Genomic DNA, 12,395 nt, shown 5'->3' with positions numbered 1-12,395 from the left:
TGCGATATATTGCGGAGCGCCTCGCTACTTCTGCTCGCGTTTGAGAAAGCCACTGGGTGGCAGCGGCAGCGGCCGGCGCAGCGAGTCGCGGCGGAAGATGGACAGTGTCTTCACCCGGCCGCCGGGCCGGTAGGCCAGCACCTCGGGGCCTAGGCCAGCGGCGGAAGTCGGTGGGTGCTCGCGGTAGAAGGTGAGGAAGTAGCGCGCCTGGCGCTCGTCAACCAGTATGTGTAAGCGGCTTTGCTGCGCCGGGCTAAGCATCAGCCAACTATTGTATAAGACCAAGGGCAGCGGCCCACTTACCGTAATAACGGGTGAGGCATCGTGGCGCAGTAGCCATTCGAGGCCGAAGAGGACGCTGCCGCCCCAGTAGTCGCGCTCGAAGAGGCGCTCGGCTGCCGGGGTGCTCAGGAAGCTAAAGTAAACTTGCTGATTGGGGTAGGCGCGCACCATAAACCACACCGTGCGGCCGGTTTCGAGCACTAAGAGTAGCATAACCGTGCCCGCCACCCAGCGCCAGGCCGCGCGTTGTTGCCAGGCCTGGCCCAGGGCGCGGGCCCCGCGCAAGGCCAGCAGCAGCAGGGCGGGGTACACAAAGTAGAGGTGGCGCCAGCCATCATACACCACGGCCTGCACGACCATCACGGCGGCCAGCGGCCCGAGCAGCCAGGCCAGCAGCAGGGTATCGAGCCAGGCCCCCGGGCGGCGCAGGGCGGCGCGGCCGTGGCGGGCCAGCGTGCGCAGGGCGGTGCCCAGGCCCAGCGCGCCCAGCGCCGAGTAGGGCAGCGGAATGGTGATGAGCATCCACACCGGCAGGTAGTGCCAAGGCAACGCATTGGCCGCTACCAGCTTACCAATGTAGAATACCAAGCCCGGCCACGGAAAGTGAGTCGTATGCCCCATTACGTAGAGGAGGCGGGTGGCGGGGTCGGCCCAGAGGTAGGGCCAGCCGACGAGGGTGAGGGCGGCGGCCACCAGGGCAAACAGGCCGAACAGGGCCAGCCGGCGGCGGGCGGGGGTGGGGGTGGCCAGCGGGGCGTATGCCTGCAGCAGCAGGGCGGCGGCGGTGAAGGCGGTGAGCAGCACCAGGCCCGTGAAGCGCACGTCGGCGGCCAGGGCGGTGGCGGCGGCGTGGGCCAGGGCGCGGGGCCAGGTGGGGCGCTGGGCCAGGCGCACGAGCGTGAGCATGGCCAGGGTGAAGGCGGCCATGAAGACGATGTCCTTGCCGTTGTAGAAGGCTTCGGCGAAGAAGCGGGGGGAGGCGACGAGGGCGGCGGCGGCGAGCAGGGGCAGCCAGCGGGCGGCGGGGTAGCGCAGGCGGGCCAGGCGGTAGAGGGCCGCCACGCCGGCCACGAACACCAGAAAGACCAGCAGATGCCGCAGGCGGTAGTACTCGGGCGCGTTGCCGGGGTAGAGCAGGCGTCCGAGCAGGGCAGCGGGCAGCTCAAAGGCCACGCCGTGGTCGAAGCCCTGCCAGGTGCTTTTGGGGTGCAGCGGCACGCCGGGGGGCGTGAGGCGCTGCACCACAGCGGGGGGCAGCAGAAATTCGGCGGCGTAGTTGAGGTTCACTACGCCGTTGTAGTGGTTGTTGGGCTCGTCCCAGGTGAGGCCGTAGCCGCGGTAGAGGCTGGCGCCCAGCAGCAGCAGGGCCAGCAGCAGGCCCCCCGGCAGCCAGCGCTGCCAAAGAGGACGCCCGGCCCCAGGAAAATAGTTAGCCATAAGGCCGCAAGTTACGAGCGCTCTACGCGGCCCGATTGGGGCAACAACCACTGGCGGCAGCGGCGCGTTAAAAGCGCAGCCTTCAGCCTCTGTTTCTCCTGCCATGAACCGGACCGACCTCACGACCATCATCAACCGCCAAAACCGCGTGGTGTACACGTTGCTGATAGTATCGGCGGCCATTGGGCTTGCCTGGGTGCTGTGGCGGCACCAATACCTGGCGTCCCACAGTAGCCCGGCTCACTTGGCGGTGCCAGCAGCCTCGGCCCGCTAAGCCTGCCGCGCGGCGCAGGCGCGCTCGTTGTGAAGCGCACTATGGTGCAATTGGTATTAAGTTTTTATTAAGTTGTACTTATCATACAAGGGGTCTGGCGCGGCTTTCGCACAGCAAGCGATTAATGCCGTGGCTTTTACGAACAAATTAAGGAGTATATTTCGGCTTGCTAACTGGTCTGGCTATGTCGATTATTACTCCTGTCAAGTGCGTTATCGTTGACAACAACGAGATAGACCTGTATTTGACGGAGCACCTAGTCGAGCTCAACAAGTCGCTGCACCTGCTGGCGTCCTTCACCGACGCGCACGCTGCGCTGCATTTCTTGCAGGCTCACCCTGAGGTAGAGCTGCTGCTGCTCGACATTGAGATGCCCGGCCTCTCGGGCCTGGAACTGGTGCAGCAGCTAGCCTGCCCGCACCCGGCGGTGGTTATTATTAGCACGCACCGCGACTTTGCCGTGGAGGCGTTTGACCTGCACGTGGCCGACTACCTGCTCAAGCCGGTGGCGCACACCCGTTTTGATGAGGCCATTGCGCGGCTACCGGCGCGGCCCGCGCTGGCCAGCGAGCCTGCCCCGGCGCCTCCCGCCCCACCTGCCGAGCTGGCCTGGAACCTCGACCGCGCCAGCCACGACCTGTTTGTGAAGGTAAACAACCGGCTGCTGCGGCTCAACTTCGACGATGTGCTCTACATTGAGGCCATGTCGACGTACTCGGTGCTGGTAACGGCCCGCCAAAAGCACATTGTGCACTACACCCTCAAAAGCATTGTGGAGCGGCTGCCCTTTGCGCACTTTCGCCGGGTGCATCGCTCCTACGTCGTCAACACCAAGCTCATCGATAGCATTGAGGACAACATGCTCACGCTGGCCGGCCACGAGGTGCCGCTGGCCAAGTCGTACCAGGATGAGCTTTATCACTCCCTGCGGAGCTTGTAAATCAATGCATTAGCTACGGAAGGTGGCTGGGTAATACCAGCAGGGCCGCGTCGAGGTGGTCGGCCAGCTGGTGCGCCGCCCGGGCAAAGGCCGCAGCTACGGGCCCCGTAGCCGGTGGGGCCGTGCGCAGGGTAGCCAAGCTGGCTTCGGTGTGCTGAATGCCCAACACCTGAATATTGGAGCGCAGGTGGTGTACCAGCGCGGCTACCTCGGGCCAGCGGCCGGCATCGGCGGCGGCGCGCAGGTCGGCCAGCAGGGGTGGGGTATTACGCAAGAACGCGCTGATAATCTTGGTGATAAGCGCCTGGTTACCCTGCGCCTGCCCTTGCAGATACGTAAAGTCGAAGCTGGCCGGCGCGGGGGCCGGCCGGTGGCCCACGAGCTTGGCGTGGAGGCTGTCTTCGCCAAACGGCTTGGTGAGGTAATCGGTGAAGCCGGCGGCCAAATACCGCTCGGCATCGGCCCGGAACGCATTGGCGGTGAAGGCGATAGTGGGCGTGGCCGCCCGCTGGGGGTTGGGGTGCCGGCGCAGCTGCTGCAGCACCTCCAGGCCCGTCATGCCCGGCATCTGGATGTCGAGCAGCACCACGTCAAACGGCTGGGCCGCCAGCAGGGCCAGGGCATCGGGGCCGTTGCCTGCCTCGTGCAGCGCGGTGCCCCAGTCGTCGAGCAGGTAGCGCGCCACGCTGCGGTTTATCTCATTATCATCAACCAGCAGCACCCGCAGGCCGGCCAGGCTGCCCGTGCGGCTGGCCGCTACCAGGGGCAGGCGGGGGCGCAGCTCGGGCACGGCCTTGGGCAGGGTGAGCACCAGCGTGAAGGTGCTGCCCGCCCCCGGCTGGCTGGCCACGGCCAGGGTGCCGCCCATTTGCTGCACCAGGGCGCGGCAAATACTCAGCCCCAGCCCCGAGCCCCCGTATTGCCGCTGAATATCAGCACTTTCCTGAATAAAGAACTCGAATATCAACTCCTGTTTATCGGCCGCAATGCCGCTGCCGCTGTCGGCTACTTCTACTTGCAGGGTGAGCGCGTCGGCGGTTTGGGCCAGCACCTGGCTGCGCACATGCACGTAGCCGCTGTCGGTAAACTTGAGGGCGTTGCCCACCAGGTTCACCAGTACCTGGCTCAGGCGGTGGCCATCGCCGAGCACCCAGGGGTAGGGCGCGGGCGGGCCCACGGGCATAAACTGGAAGTCGAGGCCCTTCTCGCTGGCCTGCCAGGCCAGCAGCGCCAGCGCCTCGCTGGCCACCTGGCAAAACTCAAACGGCGCGTGGTCGAGCTCCAGCTTGCCGCTGGTTATCTTGCTCATATCCAGCACATCATTGAGCACGCTCAGTAAAAAGTGCCCCGAAGTGCGCACAATGCTGAGCAGCTGCTGCTGCTGGCTGTCGAGGGGTGTTTTGGCCAGTTGCGCGGCCATGCCCAGCACCCCGTTGAGCGGCGTGCGGATTTCGTGGCTCATGTTGGCCAAAAATGTTTCCTTGGCGGCGGCGGCAGCCTCGGCCGTTTCCTTGGCGTGCTGCAAGGCCCGCCCGGCCCGGTAGCGGGTAGTGATATCTACCAGGTACACATTGACATAGCCCGCCGCCTCAAACGGCACCAGGCATGCCTGCATCAGGCGGCTGTGGGCCAGCGGCAGCTCGGTTTCGAGGGGCTCGTTGCTGCGCAAGGCGGCCTGCGTAAGGGTCAGCAGCTCGGCTTGCTGCAACGGGGCAGTGGCCAGCTCAGCCCACAGCCGCTCGGCGGCCGGGTTGGCGTACAGCTGCTCGCCGCCCAGCCCAAAGCGCATAACGGGGTTGGGGTTTTGGTCCGGAATGCAGGCCAACTCTTGCATGCGCTGAAAAAAATCGCCTCTGGTAGTAGTATCGCGGCAACTGAGCAGGTAGCCGCCGTCTACCGCCGGCAGGGCCAGTACTTTTAGCTCAATTACCTGAATGGCAAGTAGCTGAAACGACACGTATTGCCCGGTAGGATGGGCCAGCAGACGGTCAAACGCCGCTGGGTCGGCCAGGCACGCCCGCACCTGGGCCTCCACGAGCGCCGCGGGCTGGCCCACCCAGTGGGCTGGTGGCTGGCTGAGCCCAAACAAGGTGCAGAGCGCCGCGTTGACTAGGCGCACGCGCCGGGCCTCGTTCACGAGCAGCACGCCATCGCTGGTATCAGCCAGGCTTTCTTCTACTAAGCGGTGCGCGGCGGCGGTTTTGGCCTGCGCGGCGGCCAGCTCCTGCTCCAGCGCCTGAATGCGCTGGCGGGCCGCTACCTTGCCAATGGGCTCGTGGCGGGCGCGAAGGAGGCCGTCGGAAGAAGTGGGCATGAGTAAAAGATAAATAAAGCTTGTTAAGGTACCAAAACATTCAGCTGCCGAAGCAAAATAATAGCTAAAGCGGGCTTCTGAGTCAGCGAACGGTTAACCTGGGTAGCTAAACCAATTTGGGCAGATTCGCGGGGTATTTGTTGGCAGGGCCAGGAGCGGGCACCAACTGGCATCTTAAGGGTCGGCTTTTGGATATAGCATACTCCGATTCACCCTTTGGGAGTAGTGGCAAGCCCACGGGCCTACTACTTTTATAATGCTTCAGCCTGCCAAGGTAGTCATCGGCTAATCAGCGGCTTGCTTATAGATACTGAGGAGTACCAAGTGGGCTGCCCCGGCCCAGCGCTCTTCAGAATACGCCACTCTCTCTTTCCTGACTATGAAAAAAATGTACTTTCCCTCGGTAGTTCACTCTCAACGTGCTGCCCGCCCCGGTGCGGCCCCGCTAGCAAACTAGCGCGTTCCCGCATGCCCTGGCCTCAGCGCTAGCCCGGCCCATTGCCCGGCTGGCTAAGCTGCGGATAAGCGAAAGCTCATCCCATAAATATATTAGAACGGATTTTTAGGGCAGGTGGGTATAAAAGCTCCGGCTTACCTGCGCCCTGGGTTTGGGGCCGGTCCCGGTGGCCGCCCCCAAATAGTTGCCCTGTGGGTGGCCCCGCCGCCCGGCAGCTCGTTATGTTACCTCACTCTCCCTAACCTTCTGAAAACATGGCCTTAGCATACCTCAGCCCCACGCTGCAATTTGATTTTGCAGCTTCCGCCATCCTGTCGCTCGATGAGCAGCAGGCCTACGCCAACCGTCTGCGCGAAGTCGAAAACGCGCTGCTCTGCCAGGCCTTTGGCGGGCAAGTACCCCAGCCCGACAGCCAGCAGCGCCTGCAACGCTACCTCAACGGCGAGATAAGCCGGGCCGAAGCGTTCCAGCCCCTTTATCAGGCTACCGGCCATTGGGCCAACTAGCCCCACGGCGCACCCGCCACCCACTACTCGCTAAGAAGCTAAAAACCAATAAGAACCAGTTTGGTTTCTGACGGCTTGTCCGCGCTTTACCAACTGTTTTGCCCGCTCTTCTTTGCCTACCCCAACACCCGCTTCACGCCCCTACCTACTCACTCTCCTCCTCTCAACTATGTTACGACTTGCCACCCCCAGCTGCCAAAGCTGCCCGCATCGGCAGCACAACCAGCTCCACTGCTGCGCCCTGTCGGGCACCGACACCATTGGCCAGGAAAAAACCAGCCAGCGCTACGCCGCCGGCCAAACCATTTTTGGCGAGGGCACCCGGCCCGCCGGCCTCTACTGCGTGCACGAGGGCCGCATCAAAATCACGAAATCGGGCGGCGACGGTAAGGAGCAGATTATCCGCCTAGTAAAGAGCGGCGACCTGCTCGGCTACCGTGCCCTCATAGCTGGCTCGGCGCACGCCACCTCGGCCGTAGCCCTGAGCGATTGCACGGTATGTCTCATTCCGCGGCACGCCTTTGGGCAGCAGCTCAGCACCAACCCTCTATTCAGCAGCGCGCTAATGCAGCTACTGGCTACTAACCTCGGCGATACCGCCGAGCGCATGCTGCACCTGGCCTACAAGCCCGTGCGCGAGCGCCTGGCCGAGGCCCTACTGCTGCTGCTGCATACCTACCAGGCGGCGGGCGACAGCAAGCCCTTCACCATGGCCATCTCGCGCGAGGACCTGGGTGCCCTCATGGGCACCACCAAGGAAACTACCACCCGCATGCTCACCGAGTTTAAGCACGAAGGCCTGCTCACTACCCGCGGCAGCGCTATCACCATCTTGGCTCCCAGGCAGTTGCAAGAAATAGCTACGCTGTTCGACTAGCCGCTACCTGGCCCGCTGGTAGCGCCGCCCGGCCCGTAGTGGGGCGGGCGGCGCATGCGTGCCCACGCGCGCCAAATATGAGGACAATCACTTGAGGTAGTGAGCCTTATCAATGTAAGCCACGTGGGCAGTGGGCACCTTTGCAGCGGCTGCACGGCCGGGGCGGGGCTGCGGCCGGCCGCCGTGGCTATGCAGCCGCTCACGCTAGTGGTATTTTTTTCATGCTCAATAATTTGGAGAGCCCGGCTCCGACCTTGCCACCAGCGCACGCGGGCCTGCTGGAAGCGGTGCGCCAGGAAGCCGTGCAAATGGCTAATCGGCTGTTTGCCAGCCAGTTTTTAGTAGTGTTTGAGTTGTGGCGGCAACAGTGCTGCTACAGCAGCCCCGGCATTACCGAGCTGCTGGGTTACGAAGCCGATGAGCTGAGCCTAAGTCTGTTCTACGCCGCTATTCACCCCGACGACCTGCCCGCCGTGATACGGGCTTCGGCCCTGGCCAGCGAATTTTTGCAGCTGCACGGCCCAATGCCGGGTAAGGATGGGGGTGACCCCGTGCCCCCATGCTTCAGCGTCGATTACCGCCTGCGCTGCCGCGCCGGGCACTACCTGCATGTGCTGCGCCAAAACTTCATCATCGCCCAGGATGCCGTGGGCCACCCGCTGGCTACAGCCAGCCTTTTCACCGACATCACGGCCCACAAAAACACAGTGGATGTGCGCTTCAACCTCGACCACCCCGACTTTGCCGGCTGGCTATCCGTCCGCAAGGGCAAGCGCGAGGAAGACGAGCTCAGCAGCCGCGAGCAGGAAATCCTGGCCCTAATCCTGGCTGGTGAAACCAACGCAGAAATTGCTAAAAAACTGTTTATCAGCTACTTCACCGTGAAGACGCACCGCCGCAACATCCAGCGCAAAATCAAGTCTAAGAACGTGAGCCAGCGCCTAGCCCACCTGGGCGCCGGCATGGTATAGTCGGGCAGGGCGGCGTTGGCGAACTGCTTGGTGCGGGCGAGGCCAGTGGCTTCCACCGTCCAGGCATCGCCCGGCGTGAGGCCATCATTAGCTTGGCTGATGAAGATAAGGGAATAGCCATCGGGCGAGTAGCGCGGGTTCAGGTCGTTGGTGCCCACGGCCCTAGGAGTGCCATTGCCGCTGCCATTGCTACCGATAGCCGTCACGTCGAGTACGCCGGTGCCATCGAGGCGCTGCGTGAAAATGTGCGCGTCGAGCTGCCGACCGCTGGGACTGTCGAAGCCCGCCACGTCGCGGGTGTACACAATGCGCATGCCGTCGATGCTGAAGCTGGGCGAATCGAGCCGGCCCGGTAGGTTACCCATCAGTAGGCTGGCACCCGTGCCGTCTGCATTAAGTAGGTATAGTTCAGAATCATACACGTTTACGCCCACGGTTTGTACTACCAGCCGGCCGCCGTTTTGGGCCGTCCAGTCGCACTCTCTAAAGTGGCGGTCGGCGGGGGCAGTGGCTAGCAGCAGCAAGCCCGTACCGTCGCGGTTGACCCGGTAGGACTGGTTGTAGTGCGCATAAATAAGCTGGGCCCCAGCGGGCGACCAGCGGTAGCCGATGCCCGCATTGCTGTAGCCTTCTACGGCCAGCGTGGTAATGCGCCGCTGGTTCGAGCCGTCGCGGTTCATGGTGTAGAATTGAAACTGGCCCGTGGCGTTGGAGGTGTAGGCAATCAGGTCGCGGTTGGGGCTAAGCTGGGGAGCGGTTTCGGTGGTGGCCTCGCTGGTGAGGCGAAGGAGGTTGCCGCCGGTGCTGCGGGGAGCAGCTGGTAGTCAGGGCTTTTTGGCGGGTGGGCCGTGGTTGGCAGTTTCCACTTGGGTACTGGCGGCCTGCTGCTCAGCCAGGAAGCTCCGGGCCGTTTCGATGGCACTAGCTACGGCTTCTTCGAGCTGCTCGGTGCGGGTGGGCAAAGGCATTTCGAGCAGCTCGGTGTCGTTCACGCTCATAGATAGGAGGGAAGAATTACCCCGCAACGGTTTCTCCGTTAGCACAATAGTATATTCGCCCAGCCCCGCCGCCGCCGAGCTTTGAAAGGTGCCGCAGAACATCTCGTAGAAGTCGCGGCCTGGCTTAGTAATGGTTTGGTCCAGCACAAAGCCCTCGGCATCGGCCTCCATACCGGGCTGCACCCTGGTCTGCTGCATCGAATCGGCGCGCAGGAAAAGGCGTAATGCTTCCTCCATCTGCTTATTGGGTAGGGGCTTGTGGGCCGTGTCGGCCTGCACTACCGCTTTGTGCTGGGCGGGGCGTTGGCCCCAGCTTGGCCCCGCCACCAGGCTTAGCAGTAGTCACAGTAGCCAGCCCCATTTACCCATAGCCCCGCGGCTTGCTGCACGGCGGCAGCTAAATCGATGGGCAGAAGTAAGGGGCATAGCGCGGTGCAGTAAAATTCGCTTCACCAACTAGTTGCTTGGATGGCGCACGCGCTGCCAAAGGCAACTAGTTGGTAAAGTGATGGGTGGGAAGAGATTGGTACCCCAAAGCTCGTACTCCCTCGCGCGCAGCTAAATGCGTTGCATCCTGCTGAAAAGTAACCTTCCTCACTTTTTGCTAGAACGGCGGCCAGTGCCTGCCAGCGCGCTGAAGGAGCAGCGCAACTGCCGCTACGAAAGCCAGCCTAGGGCAACTTTGCTGACAAGCTCCCCGCCTCTTGAAAGCGCGGGCCCGATGCCGGGCAAAGAGGGCCCAAACGCAAAACAGCCACTCCGAAGTTAATCGAAGTGGCTGTTACTCAATGTGGGAGATACTGGGTTCGAACCAGTGACCCTCTGCTTGTAAGGCAGATGCTCTGAACCAGCTGAGCTAATCTCCCTTTTCCCGAGTGGCTGTGGCCGTTTGGGATTACAAAGATGGGGGGATTTTTTGGATTGGCCAAGCCAGGCGCTAAAAAAAGTGGTGGCAGCAGCCCATGAAATGGCGTAAAAAATTAGCAATCAGGCATAAAAAGTTTTGGAAAAAAGTGGGTGGTAGCGTGCAAGCGCTGATTGGGCAACGCCGTTGCCGCGTAGCCGTTAGCAAAACCGGGGTGGCCCATTGGTCTTCAACCCTGCTTTTTCCTTTTTACCTACTCTTTTTGCTTCTTTCATGGAAACCCAGTTGCTTCAAAACTATTCGGAACCCGAAAAAACCGCTTACCTCAGTGCCATGGCAGCCCTTGCTACGGCCGACCGCCAGGCCACGGCCCCCGAAGCCGAGTTTTTGCAGCGCCTGGCGCAGCAGGCCGGCCTCTCAGATGGAGCCATTCGCCAGGTGTTGTCTGCTGCCGATAGCGCCAACAACCAAACGGTGCAGCAGAGCCTCGACCAGCTTAAGAGTAGCGACCTGCGCTACTCGCTCATCACCGACCTCATCAGCTTTGCCCGCGCCGACGGCACATACTCGCCCGGTGAGGAAGAGATGGTGGGCAAGATGGCCGCCTACCTGGGTGTAAACCCCGAGCAGAAGCAAGCTCTCGAAAGCGTGGTAGACCAGGCCGCCAGCGTGCCCCACGATGCCCAGGACCCAGGTAAGCAAAGCTTCTTGAGCGGTATTGGCGACAAGCTGAGCAGCGTGGGCATCCCCAAGGGGGCCCTGATGGCCGGCCTGCTGGGCGTGGTAGCCCCCATGGTTATTTCGAAGGTAATGGGCGGCGGCAACAACAATAGCGGCCAGCCGCAGCAGCACAGCGGTTCGCTGGGTGGCCTGTTGGGCGGGGCTATGGGCAGCATGGGCGGCGGCGGCAGCTCGCTGGGTGGCCTGCTGGGCGGCTTGCTCGGCGGCGGCCTGCTGAGCGGTGTGATGGGCGGCGGCAACCAGGCCGCTACCAACCAGTACCCGCAGCAAGGCTCGATGGGCGGTGGCGGCCTCGGCTCCATTATGTCGGTGCTGGGCGGCCTGGGCGGGCAGCCCAATTCGCAGCCTGCCAGCGCGGGCGGCGGCGGCCTCATGGGCAGCGGCCTGGGCGGCCTGCTCGGCGGCCTGTTTGGCCGGTAGGCCATTGGTAAGTGCGTAAATGAGTAAGGGAGGGTGATGGCGTTCTTATCGCGGAACGCTATCATCCTCACTCATTTATGCACTGCTACTACTCGGAAGGCGATAATCGTTGCGTAATAAAAATTACTCATTTACTCAACTATTCATTTACCAATTTACGTACCGGAACAGGTCGTCGGGGCCGGCTTTTTCGTGGCTTTGCCAGCCGCGCAGGCCCAGGCGGGGGGCGGCTACGCCGCGCTCCAGGCGCTTGGCGCTGCGAAAAACCCTGATTTCATCCCAGAGGTTGTTGGAGATGAGCGCGTTGAGCACAGTGGGGCCCCCTTCTACCAGCACCGATTGCACACCGCGGGCGTGGAGGTCGGCCAGCACGGTGGGCAGCAGGTCGGGCGCGGGCGGCGCGCTGGCCGGCGCGAAGGGCAACGTAACGTAGGTGAGGTTGGGGCGGCTGGCGCGCTCGCGGTGCGTATAGATGATGGTGGGCTGCGAGCCGTCGAGGATGTGGTGGCTGGGCGGCAGGGCCAGGTTCTTATCGATGGTGAGCCGGATGGGCTGGGGCCCGGGCCACTCGCGGGCGTTGAGGCGGGGGTTGTCGTGCAGGGCCGTGCGGGTGCCTACCAATATGGCCGCCTCATCGGTACGCCACTGGTGGGTAAGAAGTTGGGCCTGCGGCCCGCTTATCTGCACCTGCTGAAAGTGCGGCCCCGCCAGGAAGCCATCGGCCGATTCGGCCCACTTCAGCACCAGGTAGGGACGCTGCTTTTCCTGAGAGGTAAAAAACCGGCGGTTGAGCTGGCGGCCGGCTTCAGCTAGCAAGCCGGTGCGCACGCGGATGCCGGCGGCGCGCAGCTTTTCCAGGCCCCGGCCGGCTACCAGCGGGTTGGGGTCGTCGTTGCACACGATTACTTCGGGCACGCCGTGGGCGATGAGGAGGTCGGCGCAGGGGGGCGTTTTGCCGTGGTGGGCGCAGGGCTCCAGGGTCACAAATACACGGCTTTGACGCAGCAGGGCGGGGTCGGTCACGCTGGCCAGGGCGTTCACCTCGGCGTGGGAGCCGCCGTACTGCTGGTGGTAGCCTTCGCCGATAATCGTGTTATCGGGGCCCACTACTACGCAGCCTACCAGGGGGTTGGGGCGCGCGTAGCCCCGGCCCAGGGCCGCCAGGTCGAGGGCGCGGTGCATGAAGAGCGAGTCGTCGGGCACGGACATAGGAAAAGGAAAATAACGCGGGTTAGAAGCGTAAAGCTATTCGCTGCGTAGGAGATGGCGGGTTATCTGCTGTTAAGAAGGTCACTAAAAAATGCCCTGCCCGC

General features: G+C 63.0%; 11 protein-coding genes and 1 tRNA gene. 6 read left to right on the top strand and 6 right to left on the bottom strand.

Translation table 11 applies throughout. The features are described from left to right. Positions 1 to 24: 24 nt before the first annotated feature. Entirely contained in the window at positions 25 to 1,719 is a 1,695-nt protein-coding gene (locus QMK33_RS13340) for a hypothetical protein (RefSeq protein WP_283565093.1), read from the bottom strand. 103 nt (positions 1,720 to 1,822) lie between these two features. Between QMK33_RS13340 and QMK33_RS13335 the strand changes: the two genes are divergently transcribed. Beyond that, on the top strand, positions 1,823 to 1,993 hold the full coding sequence (locus tag QMK33_RS13335) for a hypothetical protein (protein ID WP_283565092.1): 171 nt from the start codon (positions 1,823 to 1,825) through the stop codon (positions 1,991 to 1,993). Between the two features lie 184 nt (positions 1,994 to 2,177). Further along, on the top strand, positions 2,178 to 2,933 hold the full coding sequence (locus QMK33_RS13330; RefSeq protein ID WP_283565091.1) for a LytR/AlgR family response regulator transcription factor: 756 nt from the start codon (positions 2,178 to 2,180) through the stop codon (positions 2,931 to 2,933). Between the two features lie 13 nt (positions 2,934 to 2,946). Here QMK33_RS13330 and QMK33_RS13325 read toward each other — a convergent pair whose 3' ends face one another. After that, positions 2,947 to 5,247: a response regulator gene (locus tag QMK33_RS13325; protein WP_283565090.1), complete on the bottom strand. Its 2,301-nt coding sequence runs from the start codon at positions 5,245 to 5,247 to the stop codon at positions 2,947 to 2,949. A gap of 711 nt (positions 5,248 to 5,958) precedes the next feature. On the opposite strand from QMK33_RS13325, the gene QMK33_RS13320 reads away from it, so the two are divergent. The 3 genes from QMK33_RS13320 to QMK33_RS13310 all read left to right on the top strand — a co-directional run bounded on the left by QMK33_RS13320 (position 5,959) and on the right by QMK33_RS13310 (position 8,058). Then, positions 5,959 to 6,210: an antitoxin VbhA family protein gene (locus QMK33_RS13320; RefSeq protein ID WP_283565089.1), complete on the top strand. Its 252-nt coding sequence runs from the start codon at positions 5,959 to 5,961 to the stop codon at positions 6,208 to 6,210. Positions 6,211 to 6,379: 169 nt separating this feature from the next. Beyond that, positions 6,380 to 7,087 (top strand): Crp/Fnr family transcriptional regulator, encoded by a 708-nt coding sequence (locus QMK33_RS13315; RefSeq protein WP_283565088.1) that lies wholly within the window; start codon positions 6,380 to 6,382, stop codon positions 7,085 to 7,087. Positions 7,088 to 7,308: 221 nt separating this feature from the next. After that, positions 7,309 to 8,058 carry a LuxR C-terminal-related transcriptional regulator gene (locus QMK33_RS13310; protein WP_283565087.1) on the top strand — a complete coding sequence of 250 codons (750 nt, stop codon included), beginning with the start codon at positions 7,309 to 7,311 and terminating at the stop codon, positions 8,056 to 8,058. Here the strand turns inward: QMK33_RS13310 and QMK33_RS13305 are convergent. The 3 genes from QMK33_RS13305 to QMK33_RS13295 all read right to left on the bottom strand — a co-directional run bounded on the left by QMK33_RS13305 (position 7,959) and on the right by QMK33_RS13295 (position 9,922). Then, on the bottom strand, positions 7,959 to 8,738 hold the full coding sequence (locus tag QMK33_RS13305) for a TolB family protein (protein ID WP_283565086.1): 780 nt from the start codon (positions 8,736 to 8,738) through the stop codon (positions 7,959 to 7,961). The two genes, QMK33_RS13310 and QMK33_RS13305, sit on opposite strands and share 100 nt — an antisense overlap. Before the next feature lie 144 nt (positions 8,739 to 8,882). Then, on the bottom strand, positions 8,883 to 9,383 hold the full coding sequence (locus QMK33_RS13300; RefSeq protein WP_283565085.1) for a CsgE family curli-type amyloid fiber assembly protein: 501 nt from the start codon (positions 9,381 to 9,383) through the stop codon (positions 8,883 to 8,885). A gap of 464 nt (positions 9,384 to 9,847) precedes the next feature. Further along, a tRNA-Val gene (locus QMK33_RS13295) sits at positions 9,848 to 9,922 on the bottom strand. A 272-nt stretch (positions 9,923 to 10,194) separates the two neighbouring features. Between QMK33_RS13295 and QMK33_RS13290 the strand changes: the two genes are divergently transcribed. Next, positions 10,195 to 11,082, top strand: coding sequence for a TerB family tellurite resistance protein (locus tag QMK33_RS13290; RefSeq protein WP_283565084.1), 888 nt, complete (start codon positions 10,195 to 10,197; stop codon positions 11,080 to 11,082). A 147-nt stretch (positions 11,083 to 11,229) separates the two neighbouring features. On the opposite strand, the gene ribD is transcribed toward QMK33_RS13290, so the two are convergent. After that, entirely contained in the window at positions 11,230 to 12,291 is a 1,062-nt protein-coding gene (ribD, locus tag QMK33_RS13285; RefSeq protein ID WP_283565083.1) for a bifunctional diaminohydroxyphosphoribosylaminopyrimidine deaminase/5-amino-6-(5-phosphoribosylamino)uracil reductase RibD, read from the bottom strand. Positions 12,292 to 12,395: the final 104 nt, after the last annotated feature.

Origin of the sequence: Hymenobacter sp. H14-R3, assembly GCF_030063445.1 — a bacterium.
Classification (GTDB): domain Bacteria; phylum Bacteroidota; class Bacteroidia; order Cytophagales; family Hymenobacteraceae; genus Hymenobacter.
The sequence above is the reverse complement of the archived record's forward strand: the minus strand, read 5'-3'. Positions and strand labels throughout refer to the sequence as shown.